Source organism: Megasphaera hominis, from assembly GCF_014269395.1.
GTDB lineage: Bacteria > Bacillota > Negativicutes > Veillonellales > Megasphaeraceae > Megasphaera > Megasphaera hominis.
Map to the genome: position 1 here is coordinate 1 of NZ_JACOGK010000046.1, position 17,999 is coordinate 17,999.

16 protein-coding genes are annotated in these 17,999 nt (G+C 48.9%); 1 reads left to right on the forward strand and 15 read right to left on the reverse strand.

Features of this window, described 5'->3' with window-relative positions:
• On the forward strand, positions 1-103 hold a 103-nt coding region (locus H8J70_RS11455), incomplete at its 5' end, for an IS3 family transposase (RefSeq protein ID WP_186503584.1).
• Positions 104-264: 161 nt separating this feature from the next.
• Here H8J70_RS11455 and brnQ read toward each other — a convergent pair.
• The 15 genes from brnQ to wbaP all read right to left on the reverse strand — a co-directional run bounded on the left by brnQ (position 265) and on the right by wbaP (position 17,740).
• Positions 265-1,605, reverse strand: a complete 1,341-nt coding sequence (brnQ, locus tag H8J70_RS11460; protein ID WP_186504428.1) for a branched-chain amino acid transport system II carrier protein — start codon at positions 1,603-1,605, stop codon at positions 265-267.
• A gap of 389 nt (positions 1,606-1,994) precedes the next feature.
• Positions 1,995-3,011, reverse strand: coding sequence for a threonine-phosphate decarboxylase CobD (gene cobD / locus H8J70_RS11465; RefSeq protein ID WP_288298797.1), 1,017 nt, complete (start codon positions 3,009-3,011; stop codon positions 1,995-1,997).
• Positions 3,012-4,062: 1,051 nt separating this feature from the next.
• The gene (locus H8J70_RS11470; protein ID WP_186504430.1) at positions 4,063-4,932 is read right to left on the reverse strand and encodes a GHMP family kinase ATP-binding protein; all 870 of its coding nucleotides are present in this window, start codon (positions 4,930-4,932) and stop codon (positions 4,063-4,065) included.
• A gap of 4 nt (positions 4,933-4,936) precedes the next feature.
• Complete coding sequence (gene cbiB, locus H8J70_RS11475; protein ID WP_186504431.1) at positions 4,937-5,881, reverse strand: adenosylcobinamide-phosphate synthase CbiB; 945 nt, start codon at positions 5,879-5,881, stop codon at positions 4,937-4,939.
• Positions 5,878-7,407: a cobyric acid synthase gene (locus H8J70_RS11480; RefSeq protein ID WP_186504432.1), complete on the reverse strand. Its 1,530-nt coding sequence runs from the start codon at positions 7,405-7,407 to the stop codon at positions 5,878-5,880. The genes cbiB and H8J70_RS11480 overlap by 4 nt, the downstream gene beginning before the upstream one ends.
• Before the next feature lie 134 nt (positions 7,408-7,541).
• Entirely contained in the window at positions 7,542-8,474 is a 933-nt protein-coding gene (locus H8J70_RS11485; protein ID WP_186504433.1) for a glycosyltransferase family 2 protein, read from the reverse strand.
• A 29-nt stretch (positions 8,475-8,503) separates the two neighbouring features.
• Complete coding sequence (locus tag H8J70_RS11490) at positions 8,504-9,940, reverse strand: flippase (protein WP_186504434.1); 1,437 nt, start codon at positions 9,938-9,940, stop codon at positions 8,504-8,506.
• Positions 9,941-9,984: 44 nt separating this feature from the next.
• Entirely contained in the window at positions 9,985-10,596 is a 612-nt protein-coding gene (gene rfbC, locus H8J70_RS11495; RefSeq protein ID WP_186504435.1) for a dTDP-4-dehydrorhamnose 3,5-epimerase, read from the reverse strand.
• A gap of 4 nt (positions 10,597-10,600) precedes the next feature.
• Positions 10,601-11,524 (reverse strand): dTDP-4-dehydrorhamnose reductase, encoded by a 924-nt coding sequence (gene rfbD / locus H8J70_RS11500; protein ID WP_186504436.1) that lies wholly within the window; start codon positions 11,522-11,524, stop codon positions 10,601-10,603.
• A complete protein-coding gene (gene rfbB, locus H8J70_RS11505) occupies positions 11,521-12,543 on the reverse strand; it encodes a dTDP-glucose 4,6-dehydratase (protein ID WP_186504437.1) in 1,023 nt (340 codons plus the stop codon). Before rfbB ends, rfbD begins: the two co-directional genes overlap by 4 nt.
• Positions 12,540-13,433 (reverse strand): glucose-1-phosphate thymidylyltransferase RfbA, encoded by an 894-nt coding sequence (gene rfbA / locus H8J70_RS11510; RefSeq protein WP_186504438.1) that lies wholly within the window; start codon positions 13,431-13,433, stop codon positions 12,540-12,542. Before rfbA ends, rfbB begins: the two co-directional genes overlap by 4 nt.
• A 57-nt stretch (positions 13,434-13,490) precedes the next feature.
• Positions 13,491-14,453 carry a glycosyltransferase family 2 protein gene (locus tag H8J70_RS11515; RefSeq protein ID WP_186504439.1) on the reverse strand — a complete coding sequence of 321 codons (963 nt, stop codon included), beginning with the start codon at positions 14,451-14,453 and terminating at the stop codon, positions 13,491-13,493.
• Between the two features lie 61 nt (positions 14,454-14,514).
• Complete coding sequence (locus H8J70_RS11520) at positions 14,515-15,348, reverse strand: glycosyltransferase (protein ID WP_186504440.1); 834 nt, start codon at positions 15,346-15,348, stop codon at positions 14,515-14,517.
• Positions 15,349-15,501: 153 nt separating this feature from the next.
• Complete coding sequence (locus tag H8J70_RS11525) at positions 15,502-16,269, reverse strand: DUF4422 domain-containing protein (RefSeq protein ID WP_186504441.1); 768 nt, start codon at positions 16,267-16,269, stop codon at positions 15,502-15,504.
• 25 nt (positions 16,270-16,294) lie between these two features.
• Entirely contained in the window at positions 16,295-17,740 is a 1,446-nt protein-coding gene (gene wbaP / locus H8J70_RS11530) for an undecaprenyl-phosphate galactose phosphotransferase WbaP (RefSeq protein ID WP_186504442.1), read from the reverse strand.
• Positions 17,741-17,999 lie beyond the last annotated feature (259 nt).

Below are 17,999 nucleotides of genomic sequence, written 5' to 3' on the forward strand. Positions count from 1 at the left end.
TAGATATCTTCATTGGTATAACGAAGATCGGATTAAGATGTCTTTGGGTGGCATGAGCCCGATACAGTATAGAATAAGTTTAGGCTTATTGCCTACAAAGTGAGGACGGTCCAAAAAAACGTCTGCACCCCCTATCGCTTCGCTCCCGGTACTTTCCCCTCTGGGAAAGCAAAAGCCCGTATCCGCAGGATTCACATCCTATTGGATACGGGCTTCATTAAATACTTACTTATTTACTTGTCTTTGAGTCTTCAGCAACTCGTCTTATGCTTCTTCGGTCTGTGCGTCTTTATCGGGGACTGCTGCTTTGTAGATGAGGCCTACGATGAAGCCTACTACTAAGAAGGGGATCCAGTCCATGCCGAGGGAATGGAGCGGTAATCCTTCAAATATAGCATCTACCGGGCCAAGGCCGATTTTAGCGGTCTGTAAGCCTGTGACGAGGGCCGGTACGAAGGTAAAGGCTGTGGAGCATACCCATACGCAGCGGCGGCCGCCGAAGAGGTTGTGTGTGAAGGTCAGGATGATGTTGGATACTACGAGAGGATATACGAACATCAGGACCGGAATAGCTGCGACGATGATGGTCTTCAGGCCTGCTGTAGCTACGAGGAAGGAAGCTACGGCAAAGATGGTTACGTAGGTCTTGAAGCTAGCGTGACCGATGAGCTGATGGAAGTACGCTGCGCAAGAGGTTACGAGGCCGATGGATGTGGAGAGACAGGCCAGAAGTACGATGACTGCCAAGAGGAGGGCACCGCCATAACCGAAGAGGATCTGTGCGCTAAGGGACAGAACCGGAGCACCTGTTTCCTGCATGCCAATGGCTTGTACGGACTGGGCACCTAAGTAAGCTACGAAGACGTATACGAAGGCTAAGAGACCAACGGCGAGGCCGCCGGCTTTGAATACTTCGTGGGTTACTTCTTCTTTTGTCGTAGCGCCGTCTTCTTTTACGAATTCAATGACCAAGATGGCGAAGACGAAGGCTGCGATAGCATCGAGGGTGTTGTACCCGTCAATAGCGCCCTGGGACAGGGCCATAACGCCTGTTGCGTATTTCGCGAGCGGCGCCTGGGGCACGCCCATAGGTGTTACAAGGGATTTAACGATCAGGGCCAGGATGGTCAGGAGCAGTGCCGGCGTGAGGATCTTGCCGATACGGTCGACCAGTTTAGCCGGGCTGATGGAGAGCCACCACGTGATGATGAAGAAAACAACCAGGAAGGCCCACATAATCGGATCGCTGCCGCCATTATTGAGCAGCGGGCGAACGGCGATTTCATAGGAAACCGTGCCGGTTCTAGGAATAGCGAAAGCCGGGCCAATGGCTAAGTACGAAATAACAGTAAAGAAAATAGCATATCTCTTGTCAATGCGGTTGGTCAGTTCCTGCAGGTTGCTGCAGCCGGAATAGCCCATGGCCAGTACGCCCAGTAACGGCAAGCCTACGCCTGTAATGACGAAGCCACCGACGGCATACCATACGTTGGTACCTGCTGCCTGACCCATGGAAGCCGGGAAGATTAAGTTCCCTGCGCCAAACCACAGGGCGAAAAGCATTAAGCCTATCGCAATAGTTCGATTACCTTTTTTTGCACCCATACGTCTTACCTCCTAACAATAGATAAAAACAAGAAACAGTGAGCACGCTTCGAAGGCCGCTTCAATTGTTGTTTACTACATTTTATCATAAAAATTTAAATATATCTACTTTTGTTATTAATATTTTAAATGTTTAACCGCTTTTTAACGTCCTTCTCATTTTGTTTTAATATAAATGTGAAATATGGTTCAATCTTTTCTGTTTATTGGCCTTTACTGTGCAAAAGTTTTAAAATTTTAAGTCTTAATTTCTCAAATTCTCTTGTATGCTACTATTTTTCAATGGATTTTCAGGGAAAGTCCGGCTTTTTCTCCTGTTTTTATGAACAAAAAAACAACAGCCTCTAAGAGACCAGAGGCTGCGTTTTGTTATGATTGAGTTATGCTATTTACAGCGGTTTTTCCGTACTTTTCGCGGTCAAACAAGCGCGCAGGTTATGGATGAGGCGCTCGTTTTCACACTGCGTGCGGACAGCAAGTCTAAAGAAATACGGCGTAAGACCGGGATAGTTCCCACAATCACGTAGGAGAATACCTTCATTTTGAAGGTTCTGTCTTAATACATGAGCCGGCAGGTCTTGGCGCAAACTCTGGACGAGGATAAAATTGACCGACGGCGGCCAAACACGGAGATGCGGCAGCTTTTGGAGCTCGCCATAGAGATATTTTCCTTCGGCTTGTACAAAGGCCTGCGTTCTGGTTAGGTATTCTGTGTCCTGCAGAGCCGCGACACCGGCCGCCTGAGCCAGGACGTTGACGTGCCATACGTCGGTATGGGTCTCAGCTGCGGTGACCAGTTCCGGCGCTGCCACGGCAAAGCCCAGACGCAGGCCCGGTAGTGCAAAGATCTTCGTCAGAGAATGGAGGACAATGAGCCGGGGATAGGAGCGCACCAAATCAGCAACGCTATACTCTCCTCCATCGCTGCGGAAATCAATGAACGATTCATCTATGACGACGTACGTGTCCGTGTGCTGCAAGGATTCTAAAAGCTGCATGACCTCACGACGAGGCAGTAAATTCCCTGTAGGATTGTTGGGATTCGCCAAGAACAAGCAATCGAAGTGACAAGCCTCAGCGGCCAAAGCCCCTAAATCCGGTTGGAATCCCGCCTCCATCTGAAGAGGCCAATACACCACGTCGGCATGAACAGACACAGCCGCCCGGGCATACTCACTAAAAGAAGGAGCCGGAATCAAGACCCGCTTAGGACGCAGAACCTCCATGAGAAGGTACAACAACTCCGCCGCACCATTCCCAGGCAGGATGAATGAAGTTTCGAGACTGTAGAAAGAAGAAATAGCAGCCCGAAGCCCCCGGCACTCCGGATCCGGGTAATGAATGATAGAGTTTAGGTGAGAAAGAATTGTGTTTTTTACAGATAAAGAAAGACCCAAGGGATTAATATTTGCACTATACTGATTTTGCTTTCATGCTTTCCCATTTTGCCTTCCCCATGGTGGGGAGGGTGGTCCGATAGGACCGGGAGAGGAGAAAACGGTAGCTCTAACGTTGATGCAATGAAGCACTAACGAAGCCGGGAAAGAGGGTATTTATAAAAATAATTTTTGTAATTACCCTCTATCGACCGCGGACGAAGCCGCGCCCACTTTCCCCTATAAGGGGAAAGCCATCGATTCACATACTAAAAAAAATATATAGCTTTCTATATAAAAAACTGTGATTTAAGATATGCGAGCAGAAGGCTTTCCCCTTATAGGGGAGAGTACGGCGAAGCCGGGAGAGAGGGTATTTATAAAAAATAATTTTTGTAATAATTACCCTCTCTCCCCGGTTATAGAACTTTAATGGATCCACGTTTTAACTATTAGTTGGCTACTAGATTGAATGACTTCAATCTAGTAGTAGTTAGGCCGTATCGTGCACACAGGCACGATACGCCTCTTCCGAGCGCTTCGCGCCCACCTGTTCCCCTTCCTGCGTCCTTTTTGCGGACGCAGGAACCACAGCATGCACACAGGCATGCTGTGCCCACCATGGGGAAGGCAAGGGAAAGCAAATTTCACACGGGGGCGCTGGGCCCGTGCAGTTCTCTTTTTTGAACTTCTTGCACTTTCGTGCAAGCATAGACTATATCTTATCCCTTTTCAGGGCCTATCCGCTTCGGTGCGCTTGCACCTACTTCCTTTTGGGAATAGTCGTTGAACCTTGCCTTGTTCGGGCCTTGGCTGCTGATTGTCCATTTTTTCTGGCACGTAGGGTTTGACCGTATGCTATACAGTAGATTTTTTCTGCTTTCGCGGCCTTCACGTTTAGGTTTGTTTCAGCCTTGCGTTGTGGCTCTGCTGTCTTTAGGAGTTTCCAGCAATTCAGATAGTTTGGCGTGGCCTTGGCCACTGGTCATACAGGTTGCCCTGTATGCTGACTGGTGCAGGGGTGTTCCCTCGTTAATCAAGCCATTGTTTGCTTGGGTCGTTGTAGATGTTGCCTCCGTGTTCAAAGGGTTGCATGGATTCCCTCCTTTTGGATGCGCACGCCGCCGCTGATGAGGCGGACTGTGCGGTAGTAGGTGTAGGTGCCAAGGGTGCCGGCTATGGTCTTGGCTGTTTCTTCTATGTCTGCTTCTCTTCTATCTGCCGGGAAGAGGATGCCGCAGATGGTGCCGCTGTGGGCTGTGTTGACGCCTAGTGCACCGTGTTGCTTGGCCAGTCTGATGAGCTGTTCCAGGTCCGGTTTGGGCAGGTATGGCTGGTGCGCTACGGCGCTGCGCGTGGCAGCTTTGCCTAGTGTTTCTGCTGTCACTTTGTCTTTCAGGCTGGCCAGGGCCTGGGCTGCTGCTTCTGTGTGCGCTGGTACGAGCAGGTCCGTGGCGGCGTGAAAGTCTTCTGTTTGGACAATGCCGCCGGCGTCTAAGATGGCAATTTTCATGGGCGGTACAGGGCCGTACGTACGCAAAATGTCGCCGGTGCTGTAATTGACTAAGGCCAGGCCGTGGGCGAAGACGCCGTCTACGGCGTCGATGGTAGCGGCGAGGTGCCCTATTTCTGCTGCTGAGAGGGTCTTCCCTAGTGCCGTGGCGACGGCGACGCTGACGGCGGCAATATCGGCCGTGCTGGAGGCCATGCCTTTTCCCGGCGGCAGCTGCGATTGGATGGAGAGGCTGTAGGGAAAGGCCGGCTGGCCCAGATAGGCTAAGGTAGCGGCCAAGGCTGCTTTTGCTTTAGGTTGTAGAGGCCCTTGCTCGCCTTCGTGCACGGTGGCCGTGCTGTAGAGGTCGATGGGACAGGTGAGCAAAAAGGGTGTGCCGTGCCAGCGGCCTTGAATGAATTCGCCGCACGAACCGGGGACGGAGACGGATAGGTGCACGGCGTCACCTCCCCAGCCAGGCCAGGGCCGTCAGTATGACCGCCAGGATAGTGACGGTATACATGAGACTGATGGCCTGCCGGATGTGACGGGCCCGCAAGGGATGAATGGGATCGCCCATGTAGGCCCGGAAGGTGGTCTTGCCGAAATAGCTGTTGTAGCCGCCCAGGCGGATGCCTAAGGCGCCGGCTACAGAGGCTTCAGCCCAGCCGCCATTGGGGCTGGGATGCTTATGGGCATCGCGGCCCATAATTTGCCAGGCCCGGCGCCAGTGAAAGCGCAATAAAAAGGCGGCTACGACCGTCAAGACGCCTGTAAAGCGGGCCGGGATAAAGTTGGCTACGTCATCGAGACGGGCGGCGGCACGGCCGAAATAGAGGTATTTTTCGTTCTTATAGCCCAGCATGGAGTCCATCGTGTTCACGGCCCGGTAGAGGACGGCCAAGGGCAGGCCGCCTAAGGCGTAATAGAATAAGGGCGAGACGATGCCGTCTGTCGTGTTTTCCGCTACTGTTTCTACAGTGGCCCTGGTGATCTCCCCTTCGTCCAGGTTTTCTGTATCGCGGCCGACGATCCAGCCTACGCGCTGGCGGGCCTGGGCCAGGTTATGGTGTTCCAAGAGGCGGCGAATAGCCGTACCAGCCTGGGCCAGGCTGCGCGGGCAAATGGTAAAGCTGAGGACCAGGGCTTGAACGGCTACGGAGACGTACCAATTGCCGATTTTTCCGAGGCCCCAGAGCAGGATGAGGACGACGTTCCACGTCACTAAGAGGACGATAGCTACGACTATGGCGCCGGCAATGAGCTGTACTCCGGGTGAGGCTGTCTTTTGGTAAAAGAAATGGTCCAGCCAGCCAATCAGACGGCCTAGCAAGGCGACAGGATGGAAACGCGTCTGTGGATCGCCGATGATCAGATCGAGGAAAAAGGCTGCAATACACGTCGTCATGGGTGGGCCTCACGCATGATGGCATCTAGCTTGTCCAGGTCCAAGTGGGCGGCGACGATGCGGGCCAGGCGGTCGTAGTGCCGTTCTTTTTCGTCGTCATAGCGCAGGTCTGCCCCTAAGGGCGGCAGGCCCTTGTGCTGGCGCAAGGCGTTGAGCAGGTCCCGGCGGAACTGGTCGTTGTCGAAGAGGCCGTGGACGTACGTGCCAAAGGCCTGGCCATCCTTGCGGGCCGTACCGGCCTTGAGAGCACAGGGCCGGCCGGAACGGCTGGTGACGGTGAGCTGGGATAATTCCCGATCAGCGACGGTCGTTTGGCCCATGTGGATTTCGTAGCCTTTCAGGGACGGTCCCGTAAGGGTTGCTTCCAAGAAGGGCAGCGCCTGCCACTGGGCTGTGACCTGATAGGTCGCCTTTGCCGCGGCAAAGGTCGTTTCCACCGGCAAAAGGCCTAAGCCTTCGATAGCGTCGCAATCCGTTTCCGTGTGTAAAGGATCGTAAATTGCCGTGCCCAGCATTTGGTAGCCGCCGCAAATGCCGATGAGGGGCGTGCCGTTCCGATAGCGTTCTTTTATGGCGGCAGCCACGCCGCTCTGGCGGAGCCATTGCAGGTCGCCCGTCGTATTCTTGCTGCCCGGCAGGATGATCAGGTCCGGCTGGCCCAGGCTGCCGGCATCGCTTACATAATAAAGGCTTACATCCTTCTCTTCTGCTAAGCTGTCGAAATCAGTGAAGTTGGAGATTTTGGGCAAGCGGATGACGGCGATTTGCAGGTCACCAGCTGCAGGCAGGCTTTGCTTGTCTTCTAAGGAGACTGAGTCTTCTTCGTCAATGCCTAAGTCTTCAATATAGGGAATGACGCCCAGGACGGGCTTACCCGTCTTTTGTTCCAGGAAGGCTACTGCCGGGTCGAAGAGGCTGATGTCGCCGCGGAAGCGGTTGACAATAAGGCCCCGGACGAGGTCCCGTTCGTCCGGTTCTAAGAGCTCCAGCGTGCCTACGAGGGCGGCTAAGGAACCACCCCGGTCGACATCGGCGACGAGGAGGACCGGCGCCTGGGCGTACTTGGCGACGCGCATGTTGACGATATCATGATCGTGTAGGTTTACTTCAGCCGGACTGCCGGCACCTTCGATGACGATTGTATCATAGTTTTCTTCGAGTTTAGCCAAGGCTGCCTTAACGGCGTCAAAGGCCTTGAGGGCATAGCCTGTATGGTAGTCCCGGGCGGACATGTTGCCTAAGGGACGGCCATCGATGATGACCTGGGAGCAGCTGTTCCCCGTCGGTTTGAGGAGGACGGGGTTCATTTCTACGGACGGCTCTAAGCCCGCTGCTTCGGCCTGCGCCACTTGGGCCCGGCCCATTTCCAGGCCTTCTTTGGTGACATAGGAATTGAGGGCCATGTTTTGCGCCTTAAACGGGACGACGCGCTGGCCTCTGCGATAAAAAATCCGGCACAAGGCCGTAGCGAGGACGCTCTTGCCTACGTGGGAGCTCGTGCCTTGAAGCATAATATATCTTGCCAATGGTTGCACCACCTTTGTTGATTACAATATAACTATTATAGACAGAGGGCGTCTGTTACGTCAACGAATGAGACCGTAAAAAACAGGATGCCGTGACGACGACACCCTGAGAATTTGATAGCACTATAAGGTTTTCATTTCTGCTCGCGGACGATATAGATTTGCCGTTTCTTCGTTTCCAAATAGATTTTTGATAAATAAAGCCCGATAATGCCGAGGCTGAGCATCATAATGCCGCCTAAGAAGGTAATGATGCAGACTAGGGACGACCAGCCGGCGACGTTATTGCCCCAAATGCAGGAACGGATGAAAATGAAGGCTAAAGCCAGGAAGGATAGGACGCACATGATGATGCCCAGGACTGACGCTGCATAAAGGGGGACGACTGTATAGGCTAAGATACCTTCAATGGAATAACGGAAGAGGTTCCAAAAGGACCATTTCGTCTCACCGGCACTGCGTTCAATATTGTCATAGGAAAGCCAGACTGTATGGAAACCTACCCAGCTGAAGATACCTTTGGAAAAGCGGTTGTATTCCCGGTCGGCCACGACGGCGTCTACCATCTGCCGGGACATCATGCGGAAATCCCTGGCGCCATCGACGATGTTCGTCTTGGAGATGGCGTTGATGAATTTATAAAAGAGTTTGGCAAAGAAAGAACGCAAGACCGGCTCACCTGTACGCGTATCCCTGCGCGTAGCGATGCAGTCGATCTCCTCCCCTTCTGTATGGAGCATACGCCACATCTTAGGCAAGAGGGACGGCGGGTCCTGGAGGTCTACGTCCATGGTGGCTACATAATCGCCCTTGGCCATGGAAAGGCCAGCATAGAGGCCTGCTTCCTTGCCGAAATTGCGGGAAAAGGAAATGTAGTGCACCCTTTCATCCTTTGCATGCAACTGGCGCAAAATGGACAGGGTCTTGTCGCGGCTGCCATCGTCGATGAAGCAGAATTCAAGGTCCGCATCAATCTGCTTTTCGTACTTCAGTATTTCGTTGTAGAAGATTTCAATGGTCGCCTCTTCGTTGTAGCACGGGACGACGAGGGATAGTAATTGTGACATAGACAGGTTCCAACCTTTATAAGTATACTTTAAATATGTAATTTACTCCTCGCTTTATTAAGTACAGCATAAATCAGATTATCTTTTAAGGCAAGTAGTCCTATAAAATATACGATTCCGCCAACCGAAGAGATTATAATTGTATAAAAGAATGTAGGCCTTGCATATTGGCCTATGGCATATACCATGATGAACATAATTATTCCAACTAGCCAATACATACGTGAAATAGAAAGAATACGCTTCAGATGAAGGTCATGTCGCACCATGTAAAACTGAACAATGGTTACCAACCATTCTGTCAACAGTGTCGCCAGTGCCACACCCACAGCTTGATAACGGGGAATCATATATAGGTTCATGCAAAGATTAAAAATAGCCCCCATGGTGACGGACAAGGTCAATTCATTCTGCCTGTTCGTAGGAATTAAGTATTGAATGCCCGTCACATTGCTAAGGCCAATGGCAATGATAATGCCGCTAATGACCTGTAAGACCGTCGTCACCGGTTCATAGCCTGGGCCAAAAAACCAAGGGACAAAGCTCGGTGCTACGGCCATGAGGCCTAAGCACATGGGAATCGTAAGAAACCACGTAAAGCGATAGGACCGCATCATATAGCGCTCTACGTCTTCCTTTAAGCCATGGGCATAGGCATAGGAAATACGCGGCAACATGACCGTCCCCAAAGACGTGGCAATAGTGAGAAGTAGCTTAACGATCTTGTCAGCCTGTTCATAATAGGCATTTTCTGCGTAGGAACCGGCTAATACGCCAAGCAGTGTCTTATCCATAACGATATAAATCTGAATGGCAATCTGAGGCAAAAAGAGCTGTAAAATAACGCTAAAGTTACGAAAAGGCTTCCATTCTTTCACAGGTACCTTGTGCACATATTGGGGCACATAGAACCAAATCAAGACGCCGGAAATGATATTCATAGCCCCCATGAGAGCCGTATAGGCTAAGAGATCTGCTGGTTCATGAATGAGGACGAAAATGAGGACGACGTTGGCAATACGCACGAGAAAGTTACGGAATACGATTTTGCCAAACTCTTCCAGGCCTTGAAAGAACCAGGAAATATCGAATAAGACAGCTACAATGTTGAGAGCTTGGAGCCAATAGATCGTATGGGATACGTGCCACGACGAAACGAGGAAATAGTACACGACCATACTGGCACCGACAAGTACGAATCGCAAGACATTCACTTCAAAGAAGATACGGCTCAATACGTAGTCGTCATCTTGATGGTAGGCAATTTCCCGCTGGGCATAATTGGCAACGCCCAGATTGGCCACTAAGACAAAGTACGTGACAATAGAAAAGGTAAAGCTGTACTCACCTATGCCATCAGGTCCAAGGACACGGGATAAGTAAGGGATCGTAATAAAAGGAGTGATCAACGTAAGAATTTGATAACTCAAATTATAGATGTAGTTTTTAGTAATACTTTTAGACATTACGTATACTCCTGCGTCCGGAATTTTACCTTAATTATGATTTATTACTCAAAGGCAAAGGTTTCCTTCAACCCCAGCCACTGCTGATCTTTATCACTAAGGTTCAAGGGCGTGCCATCAGACAAGGAATAGCCGGCTGCACTGGCAGAGCCGGAATAAGCTCCCGTAACCTGTGGCCAGACGATGCCGATTTCCGGATCGTTCCAGGCCATGCCGCCTTCGTCGTTGGGATGCCAAAAGTCATTGACCTTGTAGCAAAATTCAGCTTCATCGCTGAGGACGAGGAAGCCATGGGCAAAGCCTTCAGGAATGAGAAATTGCTTTTTATTTTCTTCGGTCAGCTCAATGCCATACCACTTACCATAAGTTTCAGAACAGCGCCGCAAATCTACGGCCACGTCGAAGACGCTGCCGCGTACGGCGCGGACGAGCTTGCACTGAGGATAGTGTTTTTGGAAATGGAGGCCACGCAGTACGCCCTTCGTGGATTTGCTCTGATTGTCCTGAACGAAATTGATGTGAAAACCGGCTTCTTCCATGTCTTTTTGGTTGTACGTTTCCATGAAATAACCGCGGGCATCGCCGTGGACGGCCGGTTCAATGACGCACAGGCCTTCGATGCCACCTACGTTTTTCGTTACTTTGATCTGTCCCATTGTATTAGCCTCTTTTCTCTGTTTCTTGTTCCCAGGCAATATAGCGTTGCAACGCATCCTGCCACGCCGGCAATGGCCGAAAGCCCATTATTTCAAGTTTGCTCGTATCTAAACGCGAATTAAAGGGCCGCGCAGCCTTGGCAGCACCGTATTCGGCGGTCGTCACGGGAATGACTTTGACATCACAGCCGGCTTGGCGGAAGATTTCACAGGCGAAATCGTACCAGGAAAGGTAGCCGCCACTGTTAGTGACGTGGTAGTAGCCATACTTGTCTGATGATATCATGTCTGCTAAGGTGATTGCCGCATCAGGCGTATAGGTAGGCGTACCGATTTGATCAGCTACGACGCGCAGCGTGTCGTGTGTTTTGCCCAGATTGAGCATGGTCTTGACGAAATTCTTCCCATTGGGGCCAAAGACCCAGGCAATGCGGACGATGAAGAAGCGCTGCAGCGTTGTGGCCACGACTTTTTCACTGGCTAGCTTGGAAGCGCCGTAGACATTGAGAGGTGCAAAGTCCTGGCAATCAGCCGGCCAGGGTTCCGTCCCTTGGCCGTTAAAGACGTAGTCCGTGCTGATATGGACCATGACGGCATCTATATCCCGGCAGGCTTCGGCTATGTATTGCGTGCCTAAGACATTGACAACCCAGACCTCATCCTTGTTTTCTGCTTCCTCTGCCGCATCGACAGCCGTCCAGGCAGCGCAATGGATGACTGCCTCTGGTTTTACATCCGTAAGGACGGCGTGGACACGGTCTCTAGCGGTAATATCGAGCTGTACATAAGGTACCTTTTCTAGTGGGCCTGGCAGGCCGCTATAGATTTCTTTCGTGCCGCTTATGGTAACGTCGTGGCCGCGGCGCACGAGTTCTAAGGCTGTGTCATAACCAAGCTGGCCGTTGACACCGGTAACGAATACTCTCATGACCTGCCTCCGTACATATTTTGATAATATTGCTGGTATTCGCCAGAAATGATATCCTGCCACCACGCTTCATGGGTCAGATACCATTGGATCGTCTTCTTGAGACCTGTGGTGAAGGTCGTTTCCGGGAGCCAGCCTAATTCGTCGTGAATCTTCGTCGGATCGATGGCGTAGCGGCGGTCGTGGCCTTTGCGGTCCGTCACATGAGTAATAAGGCTTTCCGGTTTATGAAGCTCCTGGCAAATGAGCTTTACAATGTCGATATTGCGCATTTCGTTGTGACCGCCGACGTTGTAGACTTCCCCAGTTCTCCCCTTCCGGACGATGAGGTCTATAGCTTTGCAATGGTCTTCTACATATAGCCAATCCCGCACGTTTAAGCCATCGCCGTAGACGGGCAAGGGCTGGTCGTGGAGGGCGTTGATAATCATGAGGGGAATGAGCTTTTCCGGGAAATGGTAAGGCCCGTAGTTGTTGGAGCAGCGGGAAATAGTAACGGGCAAGCCGTACGTCCGGTGATAGGCCAGGACCAGGAGATCTGCGCCAGCTTTGGAGCTGCTGTAAGGGCTCGACGTATGGAGGGGCGTCGTTTCCGTAAAAAAGAGGTCCGGCCGGTCTAAGGGCAGATCGCCGTAGACTTCATCTGTCGATACCTGATGGTAGCGGACGATGCCATATTTACGGCAGGCATCCATGAGAACCGACGTGCCGATGATGTTCGTCTGCAGGAAGATTTCCGGATTTTCAATAGACCGGTCTACGTGGCTTTCGGCAGCGAAATTGATGACGATATCAGGCCGTTCTTTTTCAAAGAGATTGTATATTCCTTCTCTATCGCAAATATCTAAGCGGACAAAGGTAAGATTATCCTGATCCAGAACATCGGCCAAGGTCGAGAGATTGCCGGCGTAGGTCAGCTTATCGACACAAAGGATCTGATCTTCTCGGTGCTGCTGCAGCATATAGTGGACGAAATTGCCGCCAATGAAGCCGGCACCACCAGTTACGAGTATTTTCATATGTCTTCCTCCCTAAATAGAACCTTGCCATCGACAACCTTTTGCAGGTATTGGCCGTACGGTGATTTCCCATAGGCCCGGGCACTGACTGCCAACGATTCCCGATCGATCCAGCCGTTTTGGAAGGCAATTTCTTCAGGCATGGAAATGTGGATCCCTGAGCGCGTTTCAATGGCCCGCACATATTCTGAGGCAGCAAAGAGGGAGTCCATAGTCCCCGTATCGAGCCAGGCGTAGCCCCGGCCTAAGGTGACGACGTGGAGGTTGCCCTGTTCCAGATAGATTTTATTCAGATCCGTAATTTCCAGTTCACCTCTGGCCGAGGGCTTCACTTGTTTAGCGTATTCGCAGACGTGATGGTCATAAAAGTAGAGGCCTGTCACGGCGTAATTAGACTTCGGCTGTTGCGGTTTTTCTTCGATGGAAATGGCCTTGCCTGCTTTATCGAATTCGATGACGCCAAAGCGTTCCGGATCTTCTACGTAATAGCCAAAGACTGTAGCCCCTCCTTCCATAGAGGCTGCAGCCTTTAAATGGCGCGTCAAACCGGCCCCGTAGAAGATGTTGTCACCTAAGATCATGGCACAGGAATCATAACCGATGAAATCTTCCCCTAAGATAAAGGCCTGAGCTAAACCATCAGGCGAAGGCTGCACTTTATAAGACAGTCTAATTCCATAATGAGAGCCATCGCCTAAGAGACGTTCGAAATTAGGCAGATCACTAGGCGTAGAAATGATGAGAATATCCTGAATCCCTGCCAGCATGAGCGTCGACAAAGGATAGAAAATCATGGGCTTGTCGTATACAGGCAGTAACTGCTTCGATGTAACCCGTGTCAGCGGATATAAGCGTGTGCCGCTGCCGCCAGCTAAGATGATACCTTTCATTATTAACTCCTTTTAATTAACTATAATGCACTCACTTCATAATTATAACTTTATTTCTTAAAATCTTATTGTCGATGCCATCAAATCCTTTGCTAATTCCTTTGTTGCAATTAAAGGAGACTGATAGCATTTATAAAATACAAAAGACATTTTCACTATTCCAAAAAAGCAGTTGCTTTTAATATAACTTGCACGTAAATGAAAAAAATCTAAATATTTCTTTATATCAATAGAAGCATGCGCAATCCTTTTTGGATATCTAGATATAACTTCAGAAAGGATAGCTTCTCTTTTTTCAATCCCATCTACATGTATTTTTAATTTTTTTCTTACGTTCGTCCATAATATTACTTTTTCTTTAATAGTTTTTGGAACACCCCCTACCACGTTATTTTCTTGTCTATATTTCATCATACAGTAATTTACAGGGACCACTTTATCAAATAGTATAGCGATAAGTCCTAACCATTCATCATGAAATGCTATTGTACTAAAAGGCTTTGCTTCATCATATAGTTCTTTCTTAAATGCGCATGCGCTTCCTTGCACAACATTTTTTACGCCAAGAATGTTAAAGTTATTTGCAAGGAAATCCTCATAATTAAAACGTAAGATTTTCCAAAAGGAAGGGTATAATGGATGTAAGTTCCCGTCTACCAGGCAAGCATCATGAAAAGCCATAATGACTTCTTCATCATTGTCGAATATATTCGCCACTTTTTCTATTTTTTCAGGAAGCCAAACATCATCCTGATCGCTTAAAAACACTATATCTCCATGACAAAGTCCAATGGCTTTTTCGAAGTTCTTTCTAAATCCGAGATTGATTTCATTCCGTATAATGGTCGATTTAATAGTTGATACAGAAAGTAAATTCTGGGCTATTTCTACAGTATTATCACTTGAACAATCGTCACAAATTATTATTTCATCCGGCTTACGTGTTTGATAAATAATACTTTCCAGTTGTTCCTTTATATGCTTACTACCATTATACGTACACATAGCTACTGAAATCATAATATATTCCTCCCGCAAAAAATGATATTTTCTTTATTTTATCTCTATTCGTGTATTTCATTCAGCAATCTGGATATTTGCCAAACTTTTTTCTATAATAATCTCTAAAGCCCTGATATATATACAATATTTTTTTTAGCTTATCAGGTTCACCCAAAATGATTTTTGTAAACCATTTCAACATTGCTTTGTATTCTAAATATCTTCGTTCGGGATATTTATGACAAACATATAATTTGTTTCTAAAAATATAATATTGTCGGATGTATCCTTCGTTCAGAGTATTAAAGTGAAATCCTAGGATATTCTTATGAAGAGGATGCCCTAAGGCGTGTATCAAAATATTTCTTTTATATTTTAACAAGCGATAGCCTGCTTTATTACAGCGATAACAAAATTCGTGATCCACTTCGTCGATGAATAGATTTTCATCAAAACCACCGCAACATATTGCTGTTTTAATACGTATAATATTTCCAGATGTAATACATTTTTCAACTGGCTCTAAGAGTATGGTTTTATTTTCATCATTACTTCCAGATGCAGGGCATATTCCATATACATCATCACCAAGTTTCGTTAAGCACTGTATATACTCTGGAAATTTCCCGTCAGCAAACCGCGAATCCTGATCCATAGTAAGTAACCAATCATATTGTCCTTCTGCCATTCGTAAAGCTTCATTTAAAGAATAAGAAATCCCTTTATTTTCTTTATGAGGGATATATATTATATTGGAATGTGGAATAATCTTACTTAGGAGATTTTCGTTTGTATGTTCAGAATTATCAATGATATATAGTTTTTGTATATATGGTGCGTAAGATGAAATATTTTTATAAACAGATTCATCCGGATTGTATAGAATCACAACACCAGCAATAGATAATGACATAAATACCTCTCAAACATGTTATTACAACTATTACGGCTGTCAACAAAACCACTTCAGGAAGATAAAAAACTTCATCTTTCGAGTTAAGCAAAACGCACGAAAGCAAATTGACAGAATGTGTAAATTCCACCAATTTGCTATGCTTATTCTCTGCTATTGTCCCCTACCCAAAAGCTTCCGCTTCAAAAAGGCACCGCCTTTTTTGAACCAATTTTGTTTTTCCATAAAGGACACGTTTTGTTCTGTATAGGGAATGTTATTCTGTTCCAGCCAGACATCGAGGAGGAGTTCGCTGACGAAGCCGTAAATGCGGGATTCGTACGTATCCCAGCCGGTAATATCGACGCGCTCTTCCAGGGTAAAGAGGATGTCGAAGAGCCACGTCATATAGGCGTCGAAGAGATCCTTGCGCATGACGAACATGTTGAACATGTGAGCCCAGGTGCGGTTCATGATGCGGTCGAAGGCAAGCAGGTAGTCCGGATAGCGTTCCTTGATGATGGCTTCCGTAATATCGAGGCCTTCCTTGTGGTGGGCATGGTTATAATGAGAGCGGTTCGTTTCGATGTAGTAGCGGCGTTTCCCTGGGACGACGACGGAGCGCCGGGAGAGGATGCCTTCCCAGTCAGCGTGACTGAGGATTTGCTGCCGTTTCTCTTCTATACCGTGTACTTCTTTCCGCGTGAAATAGCGGCGGTAATGGACGAGACCGATGTAGTCGGCGTCAAGGTTTTTCCAGGCCCAATAAAGGCCTGTGAGCTCGCAGAAATGAGGGTTCTTCCCTGATATATTAGGGCCTGTATCGTCGCGCGTAAAACCCAGGTCGGCCTTGCCGGCAGCGCCAACGTGGAGGGGCAAATAGCTCGGGTCCTGAGGCATCCAATATGGTTTATGAGCTGCAATGAGTATTTGTATATTCACTACGATAGTTCCTTCCTATGGAAGCCTAGTAGGCTCCTCTTTTTCCTAAGACAACGCCAACTGTCCGCCAGATGAGGACAATATCGAACCAGACGCTCCAATTGCGGACGTACCAGCTGTCCATTTGGACGCGTTCGTCGTAGGAGACGTCGCTGCGGCCGCTGGTTTGCCACATACCGGTGACGCCAGGGCGGACCATGTAGAAGTCTGCAATCCATTTGCCATAGCGTTCGACTTCGTCGCGGATAATGGGCCGCGGGCCGACGAGGCTCATTTCCCCTTTGAGGACATTTAGGAGCTGGGGCAATTCGTCTAGGCTGGTTTTACGCAGGAAAGCGCCGCTTTTCGTAATGCGCGGATCGTCTTTGAGCTTAAAGTCTTTTTCCCATTCAGCGCGAATGGCCGGGTCTTTTTCCAGAAGCTCTTCCAGCTTTTTATCAGCATCCATAACCATGCTGCGGAACTTGTAGCAATCGAAGGACTTGCCGTTCTTGCCGATACGGCGGTGCTTGAAGATGACCGGCCCTGGTGAATCGCGGTAGATCCAAAGGGCAATGACCAAGAAGAGGGGCGACAACGCGATGAGGCCTAAGGTTGTACAGACGATATCGAAGACCCGCTTGACCCAGCGGTTGTACCAATGAGCCAGGTTGTTGCGCACGCTAAAGGCCACGATATGGCCATCGATGAGGCTTTCCATATCGAGGGTTGCCAAGGGCACCCGGCCCATATCGGGAATGAAGGAAATGGTCTTCACCAAGGGCTGTAAGCGGTAAATGATGTCTTGAATACCATCGTTATGCAGGCCTGGAGCGATGACCAGCACGTGGCGCACGCCCGTCTCCTGAATGATCTTTTCGGCGTCACAAAAGCCGCCTAAACAAGGCATCATGGAAGCTACGGGCTCTTCCGGCGTATTATCTTCCAGGTAACCAATGAAATCGTAGCCCAAGCCGGCATCACTCTTCAGGTTCCCTAAGACCAAAGCCGCCGTCTTCCCGGCCCCTAAGACGAGGACCGGAATCTGGAGAATTCCGAAGTGCTCGAAAATTTTCTTCGCCACATAGCGGAAGGCAACGAGGAAACAAAAAGAAAAAATCGCCATAAAACCCGTGAAAAGACGGGACGTACTACCTGCCACTTCCCAAACGTACATGAGTAAAATGAGCGTCACCATGGCATACACAGTAACCCGGAAAATCGCCGCCATGGTGCGCCAAAACTGCATACGCCGCGTGTAAAGAGAACTGATCTGCATAAAAAGCAAAAACACAGCCGGCCCGATGACATGGGAACTAAGCCAGGAAATCCGCAACACCGGCGAAGGAATCAAGAAATTCCGTAAACTAAAAGCGGCCCATTCAGCGCACCACACGGCGAAATAATCGACGCACACCAGCACCAAGGGCAATAGAAAAAAGCTATATTTGTTCTCGAAAGGAATACTCCCCGAAGCATTAACTTTACGCATAGATACACTCCCCATTGTGTATGAATAAGTTGATATAAGTTTTGTGAATGCATTACTTTTGTAGATAAAAGAATACATTCTATTATACCTATATACAGGGAACACTGTCAATGCGGGGTTGTGTGGTTTGGTTTGGATGTGGAGGTGCGGACAAAAAGTTGGACCTGACATGATCACTAAATGTCAGGAGGTTTAAAATGTATTCTTATGAAAAACGAATGAAAGCAGTCCTGTTGCATCGAGACGCAGGTATGGGACT